General features: G+C 63.4%; 16 protein-coding genes and 1 riboswitch. Of the genes, 13 read left to right on the top strand and 3 right to left on the bottom strand.

Annotated features, from left to right (window positions below; translation table 11 throughout):
- Position 1: 1 nt before the first annotated feature.
- Entirely contained in the window at positions 2-1,891 is a 1,890-nt protein-coding gene (locus tag HY836_RS15450; RefSeq protein ID WP_290677643.1) for a TonB-dependent receptor, read from the bottom strand.
- A gap of 80 nt (positions 1,892-1,971) precedes the next feature.
- A riboswitch (cobalamin riboswitch) is annotated at positions 1,972-2,213 on the bottom strand.
- A 71-nt stretch (positions 2,214-2,284) separates the two neighbouring features.
- Between HY836_RS15450 and HY836_RS15445 the strand changes: the two genes are divergently transcribed.
- Positions 2,285-2,524, top strand: a complete 240-nt coding sequence (locus HY836_RS15445) for a cell division protein ZapB (protein ID WP_290677640.1) — start codon at positions 2,285-2,287, stop codon at positions 2,522-2,524.
- Between the two features lie 17 nt (positions 2,525-2,541).
- A complete protein-coding gene (locus HY836_RS15440) occupies positions 2,542-2,868 on the top strand; it encodes a cell division protein ZapA (protein ID WP_290677638.1) in 327 nt (108 codons plus the stop codon).
- Between the two features lie 329 nt (positions 2,869-3,197).
- Here HY836_RS15440 and HY836_RS15435 read toward each other — a convergent pair whose 3' ends face one another.
- Entirely contained in the window at positions 3,198-4,196 is a 999-nt protein-coding gene (locus HY836_RS15435) for a sensor domain-containing diguanylate cyclase (protein ID WP_290677635.1), read from the bottom strand.
- A gap of 199 nt (positions 4,197-4,395) precedes the next feature.
- Here HY836_RS15435 and HY836_RS15430 point away from each other — a divergent pair, with 199 nt between their 5' ends.
- From HY836_RS15430 to HY836_RS15405, 6 genes are all read left to right on the top strand, one after another.
- Positions 4,396-5,286: an NAD(P)-dependent oxidoreductase gene (locus tag HY836_RS15430; protein ID WP_290677632.1), complete on the top strand. Its 891-nt coding sequence runs from the start codon at positions 4,396-4,398 to the stop codon at positions 5,284-5,286.
- Position 5,287: 1 nt separating this feature from the next.
- Entirely contained in the window at positions 5,288-5,683 is a 396-nt protein-coding gene (locus HY836_RS15425; RefSeq protein ID WP_290677629.1) for a carboxymuconolactone decarboxylase family protein, read from the top strand.
- A 75-nt stretch (positions 5,684-5,758) separates the two neighbouring features.
- Complete coding sequence (locus HY836_RS15420; protein ID WP_290677626.1) at positions 5,759-6,412, top strand: hypothetical protein; 654 nt, start codon at positions 5,759-5,761, stop codon at positions 6,410-6,412.
- Between the two features lie 52 nt (positions 6,413-6,464).
- Positions 6,465-7,400: a 1-phosphofructokinase family hexose kinase gene (locus HY836_RS15415; protein WP_290677623.1), complete on the top strand. Its 936-nt coding sequence runs from the start codon at positions 6,465-6,467 to the stop codon at positions 7,398-7,400.
- A 20-nt stretch (positions 7,401-7,420) separates the two neighbouring features.
- Positions 7,421-8,821, top strand: a complete 1,401-nt coding sequence (locus HY836_RS15410) for a phospholipase D-like domain-containing protein (RefSeq protein WP_290677620.1) — start codon at positions 7,421-7,423, stop codon at positions 8,819-8,821.
- A 186-nt stretch (positions 8,822-9,007) separates the two neighbouring features.
- Positions 9,008-10,150 carry a hypothetical protein gene (locus HY836_RS15405; protein WP_290677617.1) on the top strand — a complete coding sequence of 381 codons (1,143 nt, stop codon included), beginning with the start codon at positions 9,008-9,010 and terminating at the stop codon, positions 10,148-10,150.
- 19 nt (positions 10,151-10,169) lie between these two features.
- On the opposite strand, the gene HY836_RS15400 is transcribed toward HY836_RS15405, so the two are convergent.
- Positions 10,170-10,820 carry a heme-binding beta-barrel domain-containing protein gene (locus HY836_RS15400; RefSeq protein WP_290677614.1) on the bottom strand — a complete coding sequence of 217 codons (651 nt, stop codon included), beginning with the start codon at positions 10,818-10,820 and terminating at the stop codon, positions 10,170-10,172.
- 138 nt (positions 10,821-10,958) lie between these two features.
- Between HY836_RS15400 and hypB the strand changes: the two genes are divergently transcribed.
- From hypB to hypE, 5 genes are read left to right on the top strand one after another with little or no spacing between them, the layout of a single operon-like run.
- Positions 10,959-11,753 (top strand): hydrogenase nickel incorporation protein HypB, encoded by a 795-nt coding sequence (gene hypB, locus HY836_RS15395; RefSeq protein ID WP_290677611.1) that lies wholly within the window; start codon positions 10,959-10,961, stop codon positions 11,751-11,753.
- Positions 11,738-14,161 (top strand): carbamoyltransferase HypF, encoded by a 2,424-nt coding sequence (gene hypF / locus HY836_RS15390; protein WP_290677608.1) that lies wholly within the window; start codon positions 11,738-11,740, stop codon positions 14,159-14,161. Before hypB ends, hypF begins: the two co-directional genes overlap by 16 nt.
- Positions 14,134-14,364 carry a HypC/HybG/HupF family hydrogenase formation chaperone gene (locus HY836_RS15385; protein WP_290677605.1) on the top strand — a complete coding sequence of 77 codons (231 nt, stop codon included), beginning with the start codon at positions 14,134-14,136 and terminating at the stop codon, positions 14,362-14,364. The genes hypF and HY836_RS15385 overlap by 28 nt, the downstream gene beginning before the upstream one ends.
- A complete protein-coding gene (gene hypD, locus HY836_RS15380; protein ID WP_290677602.1) occupies positions 14,361-15,500 on the top strand; it encodes a hydrogenase formation protein HypD in 1,140 nt (379 codons plus the stop codon). Before HY836_RS15385 ends, hypD begins: the two co-directional genes overlap by 4 nt.
- The gene (hypE, locus tag HY836_RS15375; RefSeq protein ID WP_290677599.1) at positions 15,497-16,573 is read left to right on the top strand and encodes a hydrogenase expression/formation protein HypE; all 1,077 of its coding nucleotides are present in this window, start codon (positions 15,497-15,499) and stop codon (positions 16,571-16,573) included. Before hypD ends, hypE begins: the two co-directional genes overlap by 4 nt.
- Positions 16,574-16,590: the final 17 nt, after the last annotated feature.

Below are 16,590 nucleotides of genomic sequence, written 5' to 3'. Positions count from 1 at the left end.
GTCAATTTGCCTTGGGCGAGTAAGACAAGGTCAGGAAGTACCGGCTGAGCGGCTGATTGAAGTTCCAGGCCGATTGATAAGCGTGGTTGCCGATGTTGTCCGCACGCAAGGCCAGCTTCCAGTCTCTGGACACAGACCATCCAACAGACGCACCCCACAAGGAATAGCCTGCCAGATGCTTGCTGCTGCCATCGTTAGACCCGTTGTTGGACCTGACCGATACCTCGTAGCTCACGGCGCCCATCTCTACGCCGCCCCGCAATGCGGCACTCCTGGTCGCGCGTCGAGCCAGCTTCAGGTCTGTGTCCACATCATGCGCGTCCAGCCAATCCAATGAACCGCTGGCATAAAACCGCTTGGCATCCACAACTTCGGACCACGCTCCAGACAAGGTCCAGCCCGACAGCCTCACACCATTGACGTTGCCGGCACGCCAAACCGTCTCGGAAACCTGCGTTGCCTGGATGTAGTCACGAATGCGGTTGTCGTAGCGAACCAGCTTGAGCTCGTCACCTTGATCGGCCCACCCGAGGCTGAGTTCCTTGTTCACACCTTGCTGCGGCCGGAGGTTGGGGTTGCCATAGTCGTATTGCGGGTAGTACAGGTCATTGAACGAAGGTGCAATGAAGCTGGACCCGATGGATGCGGTGGCCTTCCACTGCGGCAAGAACTTGTAGCCATAACCGAGCGCACCCGTCGCCTCGTTGCCGAACTGGGAGTTGTTGTCCTGCCGGGCACTGACTTGCCAATCGCTGTCACCAACGCTGCCGTTAAGCCCCAGGATCAGGGATCGGATCGAACGCGATGTCACCGCAAATGCTGCGGAGGTGCCGCCTACGTCCTGCTGCAACTGTTCAACAGCGACCAACGCCTGGGCCATGGGCAGGCTGAACTGGTTTTCCCAGGCCAACAGCACCTGATTGGTGGCAAAGCGTCCGCCGAAATCCGGGTCGTTGAACACGGTGGTATCACTCACGTCTTCCGTCCGGGCGACCCGCAATGTCGTGCGCCACTCGGAACCGATTTGCCCTGTCAAGGCCAGACCAGCCACGGAAGCAGACTGGTCCGAATTGGCGTCCACGGTCGGGCCACTGAATGCATGGCCATCGTCAAAGTGGACCACGCCCTTGCTGCTCATGAAATTGCCATCGGCGCGCCAGTCTTTGTTAAGCTTGAGGCCCAGCCTGGCTGTCACCGCGCGTTGTGTGTAGCCGTCGCGGTCTGCGTTGTAGTAGTAGTTGCGCTCATTGGTCGCACTGAAGCCACTGGCACCCGCGGTTGAAGCATGCACGCTGTAGGTCACGCGATCATCGCCGCCGCTGACACCGGATGCGACGCTGAAGTACCGATCCGACCCCACCGCCACGGACGCCGTGGGCGAGAAGCCAGTGCGCCCCTTGCGCGTGAAGATTTGAACGACGCCCGTCGCAGCGCCCGATCCATACAGGGCTGCCATCGGGCCGCGCACGACTTCGATGCGATCAACTTCGTCCAAAGGAATGGACTCCAGCGAGGGAGCACCCGACGTACCAGAGTTGTAGGGCACCCCATCGATCACGAGCAAGGCCTGAACGGATGAGCCGCCACGGACATACACGCTGCTGGATTGCCCCTCGCCACCTGTAGAAGAGATTTGGACACCAGGTGCGAAGGACAGCAGGCTGGCCACCGACTTGCCGCGGGCCTGCTCGATCTGAGTGCGGTCAATCACCGTCACATCTGCCACCAAGGCACTGACACGCGTTGGCACCCTGGTGGGCGTCACCACCACCGTGGGCAACCCATCGTCCTCAGCCCAGGCTGCAGAACCCGACAGCAAAGCCAAACCACACGCCACGGCCAAAGCCGAACGCGCCCCAGGTGCCACACGCACCGAGTTCAAAAACAACATGATGAAAACAGACAGATCAAGTGCCCCGGTCAGCGTCCCCGCAGACCACGAGCGATATGGCAAGGCGAGCCAGCTATGGCCACGCCTCACCCCCTGTCGGCCGGTATCCGGGCTAGGCGGTGCAACTCGCGAAACCTTCCCAGTCGTTTTCAGGTGACCAGTGGTTGTGAACGCAAGCTGAGTCTTGAAAGACTCGACCGCCGACCGTTGCGGGGGCAGCGCAAGTGAGGCTGGCGTCATCATGGACGCCCAAGCCCTCTTGCTTCCCGTTTAACTGCACCGGGCGAACCCCAGTGCGAGCACCAACGGGGCGCATTGTAAGGCGCCTACAATGATTGTTCTGCTGTAGAGCCACAAGGCCCCACCGAACCGGGTGGGCAACACGATCCGCCCATGTCCAGAATCGACGAACTCACGGACCGCATCGAGCGCCTGCTGTTACGCCACGAGGAGCTGCACCGCACCAACGCGTTGTTGCAGCAACAACTGGCCGTGACCGCCCAGGAGCGTGATTCGCTGCGCGCGCGGCTGTCGGCCGCCCGTTCCCGCATCGATGCCCTGATCGACAAGCTGCCCTCCCACCCTGGCGAGGCCGCTGACGGGCACGATGAACCGCCCCACCCTGAAGCTTGAGACGAGGCCCTACACGCATGAAGCAGATTGAAGTTTCCATCATGGGCCAAAGCTACCTCCTGGGTTGCCCGGAAGGTGGCGAAGAGCGCCTCAAAGAAGCCGTGCACCAGGTGGACCGCGAAATGTGCGCCATCCGTGACAGCGGCAAGCTCAAGGCGCGCGAGCGCATCGCCGTGCTGTCCGCCCTGAACCTGGCCTACATGCTGACAGAGCGCCCTGCCGCGCCCACCAAATCAAGCACGCCAGCAACAGCGATCGAGCCCGACTTGCCCTCACCCGAATACATCGACAACCTGATCTCGCGTCTGGACCAGGCACTGGACAGCGACGGCCACCTGATCTGAGGGTTTGATCTTGTCAAGAACCCCTGCAAGTCGCTGTATTTGCACGGTCAAAAGCGGCGAGAGAAAGTAGAATGAAATCGTCCGTCGCGTTCGTGGTTGTTTTTATTTCCTTGAACCGATGCTCTTCGAGCCAGGGCTTGGAATATTGCGGTGCAGGTGTGATCGTCTCGCGTCAGATGAACCCGACGTACCGCTGACCTCGCCCACCTGAATCCCCTGGGTTCAGGAATGCGGCAATCAGTTCTCGGCGGACACTTCATTCATGCAAAAAGGCCAGCGCCCTCAGGATGCTGGCCTTTTTCTTGGGCGCTTGAAACGGTAGATGCAGATCAGGCTGCCGGCACGAACTGGATGCTGGCCAGGGCAATGCGGTTGCCGCCCTTTTCGCGGGCAGAAGCCATGGCGCGGTCAGCGGCACGCATCAACTCGTCGATGCCACCGGCCGTGTGCGGGAAGCTGGCCACACCCATGGCCACCGTGAACGGGATCTGCTGGCCATTGAAGGGCACGATGTGCTGGGTGCATTGGCGGCGCAGTTGCTCCATCCTGGAGTGCGCAATCGCCAGGCCGATGCCTGACAGCAGCACGACGAAACGGTCACCACCCAGTCGGCATGGGGAGTCCATCGCGCGGGTGTTGGCCCTCAGCAAACGCCCAAGGGCCTCGACGACACGCTCGCAGCCTTCGACACCGTGCATGCGGCGAATCTCATCGAGGTTGTCGATCGACACCGACACCAGCGCGAATTCACGCTGCTCGCGGCTGGACAGGTCTGCCTCGCGACGCAACTGCTCTTCGAAATGAGCGCGGTGGTACAGGCCGGACACGGTATCGCGTACCTGGTTGTCTTCCACGTCTCGGCGCAACGAATCGTTGGCTTTCTGCTCTTTTTCGAGCTGTGCCAGCGCCGACTGCAACTGGGCATCACGGCGACGCGCATCGGTCACATCCTGCCAGACGGACAACAGCTTGCCTGCGCCCGTGGCCTCGTCCGTGTAGGTTTGCCGCCAGGTGACGAACTCGTGTCGCCCGGTGCTCAACTCCAGCTTGTGCTCGGCGCGCACGCCTTCTGGTACGGCCTGCGCTTGCTGATCGGCTGCCCGCAAGGCCACGGCCTGAGCCGCGTCAAACAAATCAGCATCCACGGCACCGACGATGTGGCGTTGTTCCAACCCCAACACGTGCGCCGCGACATCGTTGGCCACGTCGTACCGACCGCTTGCCACGTCCTTGACCAGTACTGCCAGGCCCAATTGATCCAGCGCATGCAAGACCTTCTGGTTCAGCGCTCCGCCTTGGAGCGCCGCAGCTTCAGTGGATTCGGCCATATGAATCGATGTAGTTTTGAGGAAACGACCGACAGCCAGCCTTACCCGGCTGATTGGATGTCAACGAATCAATGTTCGCCGAAAATAGCTTGCCTGACTGTCCTTCAAACAAGGGATGTGCACAGAGTTTCCGCTGCTTATGCGGCTTTTCACACACGGTCTGGTGCATATTCGGCTGGTTTTGCAAGCAAACCACATCATGAACGAAGAGAAAAAACAGATTGCGCTGCTGGGATGCGGCTTGATGGGGACCCCCATGGCCCGCCGCCTGCTGGCCGCCGGCTACCCCGTGACGGTCTGGAACCGCACCCGCAGCAAGGCGGAGGCCTTGATTCCTGACGGTGCCCGTGTGGCGCCCTCCCCCTCACGCGCCGTGGCCAAGGCCGACATCGTCATCACCATGCTGGAGAACGGCGACGTGGTGGAAAACGTGCTGTTCAACTCGGCCTTGCCTGGTGCCGCCGCCGGCCTGCGCCCTGGCACCCTGGTCATCGACATGAGCTCCATCCTGCCCGAGCAGGCCCGCAGCCACGCCGACCAGCTCGACCACCTGGGCGTGACCGTGCTGGACGCCCCAGTCTCGGGTGGCACCGTAGGCGCGGAAGCCGGCACGCTGGCCATCATGGTGGGCGGCGATGCAGCCGAATTCGAGCGCGCTCAACCGGTGCTGAATGTGCTGGGCCGCCCTGTGCACGTCGGCCCGACGGGCTCCGGCCAACTCACCAAACTGGCCAATCAGATGATCGTGGGCATCACGATCGGCGCCGTGGCCGAAGCGCTGCTGCTGGCCCAACGTGGTGGCGCCGACCCCGCCAAGGTTCGCGAAGCCCTGCGCGGCGGCTTTGCCGAAAGCCGCATCCTGGAGGTACACGGGCAACGCATGGTCGATGGCGACTTCGCCAAGCGCGGCTCGCTGGCCATTCAGCTCAAGGACTTGCGCAACGCGCTGCATACCTCGGCCAGCCTGGCGTTTGACGCGCCCATCACACAACACCTGGCCGCGCTCTATGAAGACGCGGCACAGCACGGCTATGCCGACCTCGATCAATCGGGGCTGTATCGCGAGCTGGAGCGACGTCAAGGTCAGTGACATGACATCCGATCGATTCGAGCGCGGGCAGGCAGCCCTGTCCCGCATCCATGGCCATGTAGGCGAAGGCGTCATGGCCGCCTTGCAGGATATCGCCCCTGACTTTGCCAGGCTCATCATCGAGTTTCCCTATGGCGACATCTACGCGCGCCCGGGCTTGACGCCCAAGGAGCGCCAGATCGCCACGCTGGCCTCCTTGACCACCCTGGGCCACGCGCCCAAGGAGCTCAAGGCCCATATCCAGGGCGCGCTGAACGTGGGGTGCACCCGTCAGGAAGTGGTCGAGGTGATCATGCAGATGGCGGTATATGCGGGCTTCCCGGCTGCAGTGAATGCCCTGTTGGTGGCCAAGGAACTGTTTGCAGAAATCGACACATCCACCCGGAACGCGGGTTGATGGCTCACAGGGGCTTGGGCACACTCCTTGCTGGTTCACCAAGGTGGACTTACCAACAAGTCAAACAGGCCCCCGATGAGATTCGTATTTCTGTTGCCGCTGGTGTTTGCCAGCTCGGCCATGGCTGCGGCAGCGTCCGCACCCGACAACATCCTGGCTGAACTGTCGCGCTGCGACAGCAGCTTCTTCGAAGTGCTGAACCGCCAGGCCAGCGCGTTCTCGGCCACCCCTTACCTCGTCAAGACCGGCAACGTGGCCACGTTCAAGGTGGCTGATCGCACCGATGTTGACCGCAGCCTGCGCCGATTCACGCCCACCGTGAGGGTCAGCGGGCTGGAGGCCTTCGGTTACTTCGATGAACACCTGAACCTGGGTGGCGACGAAGCCGTCATCTCATGGGGCTTCATCCTGCGCTCGCCGTTGGACAAGGTGCTCAAATCCACGCAATCCCAACTGTGGGACAACGCACGCCTGCAACAAGAGGGCGACGTCCATGCGCGCTCCGAGCAGTGGGACCTGAGTCATCCTGAGGCCGGCTGGCAAAAAATCGACATGCCAGGTGGCGCCGAATCCAGGCCCGGCACGGTCGAGCGCGTGCTGCAGATCGAGGCCTACGAAAAAGACGTCACCATGACGCGCATGGCCTGCACCCTGCGCGGCACAGTGACCAACGAATTGTTGATGGCGACGCGCCCGGACCTCAACACCAAACCACAAGTCAACAAATAAGCTTGAGGCTCAAGGCTCAGGAACAGGCCAACGGTGCCTAAACTGTGGCCTCATGAGCCACATCCTGACCTTGACCATGAACCCGGCGGTCGATGTCTTCACATCGATTGATCGCGTCACCCCAGGCCACAAGCTGCGTTGTGAACCGGCGCAGACACACCCCGGCGGCGGCGGCATCAATGTCGCTCGGGTGCTGCACCGACTGGGCGCCGATGTGCGGGCGCTTTACACATCTGGCGGTGTCACGGGCCGCGTTCTGCGCGAACTGCTTGCGCAAGAGCAGATCCCCGCGCAAGCGATCGAGATTACCAATGAGACCCGCGAGAGCTTCACCGTTCACGAAGGCTGCAGCGGGCAGGATTTCCGTTTTGTATTGCCCGGCCCTTTGTTGAGCGAGGTCGAATGGCGAACCTGCCTGGACGCCACAAGCCAGGCGCAGGCAGCCAGGTACGTGATCGCCAGTGGCAGCCTGCCGCCAGGCGTGCCGAGTGACTTCTATGCGCAGATGGCCAGCCAGGCGCGCACCCAAGGCAACCTGTTCGTGCTGGACACCTCAGGTGCAGCCCTGCGTGCGGCGCTTCAGGCAGGTGTCCACCTGGTCAAACCCAGCCTGAGGGAGTTGCGAGACCTCACCGGGCGCCCCCTGGCAGCCGAGTCAGATTGGTGTGAGGCAGCTCGCGGCCTGATTCACCAAGGGCGGGCTCACATCGTGGCGCTCTCCCTGGGAGAAGACGGCGCACTGCTGGTAACAGCCGAACAAGCCTGGCGCGCCCACGCTCTGAAGGTCGAGGTCGCCAGCACCATTGGCGCCGGCGACAGCTTTCTGGCCGGCCTGGTATGGGCCCTGGATCAGCAGCATGACATGGCCCAGGCGCTGCGCTACGCCATGGCAGCAGGAGCCGCTGCCTTGCTGACATCAGGCACCTCGCTGTGCCAAACGGCTGATATCCAGCGCCTCCTGGGTGACGTTCAAGTCCAGGTTCTTTGAGCACGGAAAGCACCTACGGCATGCACCTTCTGCCCGCCCATGTTCACTGGCCCTTGTCAGGACTGGAACATGGCGCCTTCGTGCTGGCAGGCCTGCTGATCTACCTGGCCTCCACGAGATTGAGCCGGGAGCATCGACACCCCTCCGCTGCCCTGGCCTGGGTGCTGACGATGACCCTGCTGCCCTATATCGGCATACCGCTTTACCTGCTTTTTGGCGTTCGCAAGGTGCCTCGGCCTCATGCTCGATTGCGACAAGTGCCAACGCACCAGGGCCGCGATGAGGCCCACTGGGCCATCGAACTGGGGCAGGCCCTGGCACTGCCTGCGGCCACGCGTAACGCGACGGTGAGTTTTCAGGCCGATGGGCAGGCAGCCCTGAACGTCTTGCTCGACCTGATCCGCCACGCCCGGGAACAAATCGACATCTGCACTTTCATCCTGGGCCACGACGAGGTGGCCACCGCGCTGACCAAGGAGCTGACATTGGCTGCGGGCCGTGGTGTCAAGGTGCGCGTGCTGCTGGATGAGCTGGGGTCCTGGTCGATACCTCGCGCACTTGTACGCACACTGAAGCAACACGGCGTGGCCGTGCAGTTCTTCATGCCGCTGCTGCCCAATATCCGAAGAGGGCGGGTCAACCTGCGCAACCATCGCAAACTCGTGGTGATCGATGGCCAGCACGTCTGGAGCGGTGGCCGCAACCTGGCCAGCGAATACTTCCTCAGGCAGGACCATTCCCCGGCCTGGAATGACATCAGCTTCGTCATCAGCGGCCCGATGGCACAGCAGGCACACGATATCTACCAACAAGACTGGCAGGTTGCCAGCGGTGAAGTCAGCTTCGTCGATGTACCTGTCTGCCTGCCTTCAGGTCCAGCAACGGGCGGCCTGATGCAGTGGATACCCAGTGGCCCGGATCACGCCGACGACACCATCCACGCGCTGTTGCTGGCGGCGGCCTACCGCGCCGAACGTCGCATCGTGCTGGTCTCGCCCTACTTCGTGCCGGATGACGCGCTGCTCTCGGCCTGGTGCATGGCCTGCCGCCGAGGCGTTCAACTCACGCTGGTGTTGCCGGCCCGCTCCAATCACAAGCTGGCAGATGTTGCCCGCGCGCCGTCCTTGCGCGCCTTGATGGCGGCGGGCGCAGAGGTCAAGCTGTACCCGCGCATGCTGCATGCCAAGGCTGTCATCGTGGACGACGACATCGCCTGGTGCGGCTCCGGCAACCTGGATGCGCGCAGCCTCTTTCTGAATTTTGAGTTGAACACTGCCTTTTATGACGCCCGAAGCATCGCCTGGCTGACGCAATGGGCCTTGCGGCTGGCCAACGAAAGCCACCCTGCGCTGCCTCAACCCCCGTCTGCCGCCAGGGAGCTTATGGAAGGCCTGGTTCGCATCATCGGTTTTCAGCTATGAGCGAATGAGGCGGCCGCAGCAGGATTGAGTACGCCTTATCGGGGCACAATCGCCGACATTGAACCAGGTCTGTCGCCCCGTTGAAGAGCAGGAAGTTTGTTGCACCACCATCTCAATTCGCCCACACCGTTCAGACCGCTGGCCAGCAAGCTAGGGGCCGCATGCCTGGCACTGGCCTTGGCCTTCATGTCGTGCAACACCAAGGCCGCACCACAGGGCATTCAGTTCGCATGCGAACCTGGCATGCATCCGGCCATCCTGGCGGGCATGACGCGCTTCCTGCGCGAACTGGCCATCCCCGACAGGCTTTACCGTGTCACCCCAGACGCCGCGACGGGCACGATCACCTACACGCTGGCCACGCCCGAAGGTGACCACAGCACGCTGGACCTTCACGAGCGCCCCGGTTATGACGTAGGTGAGGAAACCTTGTCGCTCCCGCAACTGAATCGCCCCGCCATCCAGGTTCGAACGGTATCGCGCAAGGAGATCGCGCTGGCCCTGATGCAACACGGTCGGCTGACGGTATTCACTGGCGCCGCCTGCGATGTACAAGCCTTGAAAGACCAGATCGGGCTGCGCCAGACCATCGTCGCCTGGACCGAGCACCTGCACTGGGTCTGGCCTGATGGTGGGGCCGCCCGATGGAACCAGCGCTATTGGCGTGACGGCACACCCAGCCGAAACAAGCCACTGCACCTGGCCTTGCTCGACGCGTTCACCAACCAGCGTCAATACGCCATAGGCTGCTACACCGCCGCCAAACTGGTGTTGCTGCAAGGTGTCACCGACTACTACCGGCGGGTACGTGCGACAGACCATTTGTCTGCGATGGTGATGCAGCGGATCTGGCTAGACGGAGATCCGCTGGTCAACATCGAACCGGGCGACATGTGGTTCTTCGAAGAGGATTTCGACCCGCGTGAGCAAGGGCGCCCGGGCAAGCTGATGAAGATCCAGTACAACGTGGCCCCCAGGAACTTCGTCCCCGGTGACTGGGCCTACATCGTCAACACGGATGCCAACACGCATCACAAAACCGGCTACGAGGGCTCCAACGCGCTCTACCTGGGGCGCAACCGGTTTGACGACTTCTACGACGACCATGACCACGCCTACAGCTACGAAGAAAAGCTGAACGAGGTCTATCAATGGCGACACGGCGTGTTCAGCCGTTCACGTGACGCAGCCAAAATACAGCCACTTGGCCCTCAAGACTTCCAGCGCCTGGGCTTGAGGCCAGCCCAAGGCGGGCTCGTCAAGGGCTACCGCGTGGTGCCCTATCTGTTTGGCTACGAGCCCCTGCCGGTCATACCCGTGCGGGACTGACCTGCTTCGCTCAAGGCGGTCAGCCAGCCTGGCTATAAAGCGCCAGAGCCAATGGATTGGGCGTGGGCTCGGCGAGCTTGCTCAGCGTATTGCGATCGCGGTGGTGGAAAGGCTCGGCCTGGCCGCGGATCTCCAGCACGGTGTCCTCGTCGTATGACCAGGTGCCGTCCGCATTGATCGTGACCTGGATGCGGAACTCGACCGTCTTGAACGCATGCTCCAGAAACGGGGTCGAGCAGATGCCGTAGTCCAGTTGCCCACGCGTGGCCACCAGCTCGAAGGTGCTCGCATCGGCCGTCGCCTTGCCCACGGCCATCACGGTCTGGGCGCGGGGAATGGTCAAGGTGTGGATCACGGTGCCCGTGGCGGGCTCCCACAGCCAGTACCCAACCTGATCGTGATAGGTCTTGACCTGATCCGGCTTGGTCACATGGGTGTGATACCGCAGGCCGTAGAACAGTTGGGGGCCATTGGTCTGGGGGTCGATCGGCTGCAGTTCGATGCGCTCGACATAGGCCTGCTTCCTGGCGCCGTCCGCCTTGGGCTTGACGTCCAGCCCGCGTGTGCCCTGCCAGATGCCCGCCATGCCACGCAGCGGCCCCAGGTTTTTCAGGGTATCGACATCGACGTTACTGGGTTCCGTGTAGATATCCTGAGGAAAATCGCTCATGCCTGCTCCTTGTTGACGACGATCCGATCCCAACAATTTAGCGTGAATGGCGACAAAACAAGTCACCTGTCTGTCATCGACCTCAGGGCGAACTGAGATACGCTTGCATCTGACACCGGCAAGGATCAGGATCACCCCATGTGCACCATCTGCGGCTGTGAATCTGCGCAACACCATGCGCCACCTCCTGGCGAGGCGCATGACCATATGCCTCACCATTTGCACGACACTGCGCACGGCCATGAGCACACCCATGCCCACAGCCCTGCCTCCATGCACACCCGCGTGCTGCAGCTGGAGCAGGACATCCTGGCGGGCAACAAGCATGTAGCCGATCACATACGTGAGCACCTGGCCTCGCACCACACCCTGGCGCTCAACCTGGTGTCCAGCCCCGGGTCGGGCAAAACGACCCTGCTGGTCGAAACCGTTCAACGCCTGAAGGGCCGGCGCCCCGTGGCGGTGATCGAGGGGGATCAGCAAACCAGCTTCGACGCCGAACGCATCCGCGCCACGGGCGTGCAGGCCGTTCAGATCAACACGGGCAAGGGCTGCCATCTGGATGCCCGCATGGTGCACGACGCCCTGCACGATCTTCCTCCGCTCGACCACGGCGTGCTGATGATCGAGAACGTCGGCAACCTGGTGTGCCCCGCTGCGTTTGATCTGGGTGAAAAAGCCAAGGTGCTGGTGTTCTCCGTCACCGAGGGGGAAGACAAGCCCCTCAAATACCCCGACATGTTCCAGGCCGCTGGCCTGATCCTGCTCAACAAGTGCGACCTGCTGCCGCACCTGCGATTCGACATGGACAAGGCCCTGGGCTTCATCCGTCAGGTCAATCCCGGCGCCGCCGTCATCCAGCTCTCGGCCACCACCGGCCAGGGGCTCGATGACTGGATGGGCTGGCTGGAGCAGCAATGCACCGCCGCCTAGCCGTGCGCGGGCTGGTCCAGGGCGTGGGGTTCCGCCCCTGGGTCTGGCAGCAGGCCACCTCGCTGGGTCTGATCGGCTGGGTGCGCAACACCAGCTTTGGCGTCGAGATCGACATGCATGGGGATGCGCACCTGCTGGACACCTTGCAAGCGCGACTCTGGCAAGCCCCTGCGCCCGCCAAGGTCGAACAGGTGGATGTGCTGAGCGTGAATGCAAGCGACGCACCAACCGCTGCACCAGGCAAGCCATTCGAAATCCAGGCCAGTGTCATCAATGCGCTGGGGCACGCCACCACCATCGGTGCCGACCTGGGCGTGTGCCCCCGATGCCTGGCCGAGATGTTCGATCCGGGCAACCGGCGCTGGCGCCACCCGTTCATCAACTGCCCGCAATGTGGCCCGCGCTACACCGTCACGCGCAGCCTGCCGTTTGACCGCGTCCACACCAGCCTGGCCCGCTTTCTGCCTTGCCCGGCTTGTGATGCCGAATATGCCAACGGTGCCGACCGGCGCTTCCATCACCAGACCAACACCTGCCCGGAATGCGGCCCCAAGGTGTGGCTCACCCAGACCGACGGCAGTGCCGACCACGACCAACCCATTGCCTCGGCGCTCAAGCTGCTGCAGGACGGCGGGATCCTGGCCGTCAAGGGGCTGGGCGGCTTCCATCTGGTGTGCGATGCCCGGCAAGCCGCCGCGGTGGCCCGACTGCGTCAACGCAAGCGACGGGAAGGCAAACCGCTGGCCGTGATGCTGGCCAATCCGGCCTCCATACCCCCCTGGGCCAGCATGACACCGCACGAACAACGCTGGCTGCAATCGCCCGAGCGCCCGATTGTCCTGTTATCGCAAAGCGAGCGCGCCCGCCAGGAGCTGAGCGGCATCGCCCCTGATCTGGCCTGGCTGGGCGTGATGCTGCCCTACACGCCCCTGCACTATCTGCTCTTCCACGAAGCCATCGGCCAACCCGCAGGCACGGCCTGGCTGACGGCCCCCCATGACATGGTGCTCGTGGTGACCAGTGGCAATGCCGGGGGCTCCCCTCTGGTCATCGACAACGAAACGGCCACGCTGGAACTCGCCGAGATCGCCGACGGCTGGCTGCTGCATGACCGAGACATCCTCGCGCGCAACGATGACTCGGTGTTGCGCGTGCGCCCTGACGGCTCGGCCTGTTTCATGCGGCGCAGCCGTGGCTATGCCCCCACGCCCGTGGCCCTGCCTACAAGGGTCGGCAAAGGGCTGGAAGAAGGCAGCCTGCCGCCCTCCGTGCTGTCGATGGGTGCGCTGCTGAAAAACACCTTGTGCATCACGCAAGGTGACCGCGCCATGGTCTCGCCGCACATCGGTGATCTGGATGCCGTGGATACCCGCGTGGCCTTCACGCGCACGGCCGACATCTGGCCCGGCTGGCTGCGCACCCAGCCCGACGCCCTGGCCTGCGATCTGCATCCGGACTTCTTCAGCACCATCCTGGCGGCGCACATGGCGCACACGCGCGCCTCCACGGCATCGGGCGTACAGCCCCTGCCCTTGATCCAGGTGCAGCACCACCATGCCCACGTGGCGGCCGTGCTGGCCGAACATGCTGAAGAAAAAGGCGTGCATGAACCCGTGATCGGGCTGGCACTGGACGGCCACGGCCTGGGCAGCGACGGCATGGTCTGGGGCGGCGAGTTGCTGCTGGTTCAGGAAGACGAGGCACAGCGCATCGGCCATCTGTGGCCACTGGCCATGGCCGGCGGCGATGCTGCGGCGCGCGAGCCCTGGCGCATGGCGGCCTCCGTCCTGCAGGCGCTGGGCCGCACCGATGAAGTAAGCCGCCGTTTCAGTGCCATGCCACAGGCCCCCATGCTGCAGCAATGGTTGTCTCAAGGCAGCCAGCGCCATCCGGTGACCACCAGCCTGGGTCGGCTGTTTGACGCCGCAGCAGGGCTGCTGAACCTGCTGGCGCCCTATACCCAATCGCGTTACGAGGCCGAGGCCGCCATGCGGCTGGAAAGTCTGGCCACCACCTGCTGGCCAGCCACTGCGCTGGACGATGGCTGGCGCATCACCGATGATCTGCAGCTCGACTGGCGGCCCTTGATGAACTGGCTGGCCGATCAACGTGACGCGGCACAGGCCGCCGCCGTTTTTCACGCCACCATCGCCACGGCCCTCGCCGACTGGGCCGCACAGGCCTGCGCACGCCACGGTGTGAACACGGTGGTGCTCTCCGGTGGCTGCCTGGCCAACCGCTTGCTGGACGATACCTTGTACGCCGGCTTGATCGTCCAGGGCCTGCGCGTCTGGCGCCCGGCACAATACCCCTGTGGTGACGGCGGCCTGAGCCTCGGGCAGGCCTGGGTCGCCCGACAAAGACTGATCAAGCAAACCTCATGTGCCTCGCCCTCCCCGCCCGTGTGATCGATATCGATGCCCAAGGCCATGGCACCGTGGACATGGGCGGCGTGCGCAAATTGGTGTCCATGGCCTTGCTCGATGAGGTCCGGGCTGGCGACTACGTGATCGTGCATGCCGGCTACGCCCTGACCTTGCTGGATGAGGCTGAAGCCCGGCACACCCTGGCCTTGTTCGAGCAATTGCAACAGGACCAGGCAGCCTCATGAAGTACGTCAGCGAGTTTCGTGACCCTGCCATGGCGCAGGCACTTGCACAAGCCATCGCCGAAGCCGCGCAAGCTGACCGCCACTACCGCTTCATGGAGTTCTGCGGCGGGCACACCCATGCGCTGGCACGCTATGGCGTGCTGGACCTCCTGCCGCCACAGGTGCAGATGATCCATGGCCCTGGCTGCCCGGTGTGTGTGCTGCCCATTGGCCGCATCGACATGGCCATCGCACTGGCGCAAAGGCCGGGCCTCATCCTGGCCAGCTATGGGGACACCTTGCGCGTGCCGGCATCCAAGGGCCTGAGCCTGATGAAGGCGCGCGCCCTGGGGGCAGATGTTCGCGTGGTCTACGCCGTGGACGATGCCCTGCAACTGGCCCGCCAGCACCCTGAGCGCGAAGTGGTGTTCTTCGCCATCGGTTTCGAGACCACGACCCCTGCCACGGCCGTCGCGATACAGATCGCCCAGCGGGAAGGCCTGCGCAACTTCAGCGTGTTGTGCAACCATGTGCTCACACCGGCGGCCATGCACGCCATCCTCGATCAGCCAGAGCCGGTGGCGCTTGATGGCCTGGTGGGGCCGGCCCATGTGTCCACCATCATCGGATCACAGCCTTACGAGGTCTTTGCCGAACGTCATCATTTGCCCGTGGTCGTCGCCGGTTTCGAGCCGCTGGACGTGATGCAGGCCATCCTCATGCTGATCAGGCAGGTCAACGAGGGCCGCGCCCAGGTTGAGAACCAGTTCACCCGGGCCGTGCGGCGCGAGGGCAATCTGAAAGCCATGCGCCTGGTCAATGAGGTGTTCACCGTGCGCGAGGCCTTCGACTGGCGCGGGTTGGGTGCCATACCGCACAGTGCCCTGGCGCTGCGTGAAGCCTTTGCCAGCCTGGATGCCGAACGGCGCTTTGAGCTGACACCCTTGTCGGTGCCCGATCACCCCAAGTGCGAGTGCGGCCCCATCTTGCGAGGGCACAAGCGCCCACAAGACTGCGTGCTATTCGGCAACGTGTGCACGCCGGATCAGCCCGTGGGCGCCTGCATGGTGAGCTCGGAAGGTGCCTGTGCGGCGCATTATCAATATGGGCGGCACAAGATGCCACACCAGCAAGCCGTAGCGAAAGTCTCGGCATGAGCAGCATCAAGCCAGGCTACATTCGCCCGCTCGACCTGCGCCATGGCCGGGTCGACCTCACCCACGGCGCGGGCGGGCGCGCCAGCCACCAGTTGATCGAGGCCGTGTTCAAGTCGGCCTTTGCACGCACCTTGCCAACCGGTCTACCAGCAGCAAGCGATGACGGCGCCGTGCTGCCCAACCCCTTGGCCGCCATGCCGGAGGGCAGACTGGTGATGTCCACCGATGCGCATGTGGTGTCACCCCTGTTCTTTCCTGGCAGTGACATCGGCGCGCTGGCTGTGCATGGCACGGTCAACGACCTGGCCATGATGGGCGCCACACCGCTGCACCTGAGCGTGAGCTTCATTCTGGAAGAAGGCTTGCCCCTGGCCGACCTGGTGCGGGTGGTGCAGTCGATGACGCAAGCGGCCATGGCGGCCCGCGTGGCCATCGTCACCGGTGACACCAAGGTGGTGGAGCGGGGCAAAGCCGATGGCCTCTACATCAGCACCGCTGGGCTGGGTGTGGCGCCGCCCGGCCTGCACCTGTCCGGCCAGTTGGCCCGCCCAGGCGATGCCATCCTGCTGTCAGGCAGCATCGGCGAGCACGGCATGGCGGTGCTCAGCCAGCGCGAAGGTCTGCGCTTTGAAGCCCCCATCGTGTCCGACTGTGCGGCGCTCAATGGGCTGGTGGCCGACATGCTGGCCACCGGTGCCAGGCTGCGCGTACTGCGCGACCCCACGCGCGGCGGCCTGGCCACCACGCTCAACGAGATCGCCTCGGCATCGCAGGTGGGCATGCAGATCGACGAAGACGCCATTGCGATACAGCCAGCAGTGGCAGCGGCTTGTGAATTCATGGGGTTGGATCCGCTCTACCTGGCCAACGAAGGCAAGCTCATGGCCATCTGCGACGCAGCCGATGCACCAGCGCTGTTGCAGGCCATGCAGGCCCATCCGCTTGGTCGGCAGGCCAGCCGCATTGGTACGGTGACGGATGACGGCCATGGCTTCGTGCAGATGCGCACCCGCTTTGGTGGCCAACGCATGCTCGATTGGCTGATGGGCGACCCTCTGCCCCGGATTTGTTGACTTGCATCATATTCACG

It is taken from the genome of Aquabacterium sp. (assembly GCF_016234775.1).
Classification (GTDB): domain Bacteria; phylum Pseudomonadota; class Gammaproteobacteria; order Burkholderiales; family Burkholderiaceae_C; genus Aquabacterium.
The sequence above is the reverse complement of the archived record's forward strand: the minus strand, read 5'-3'. Positions and strand labels throughout refer to the sequence as shown.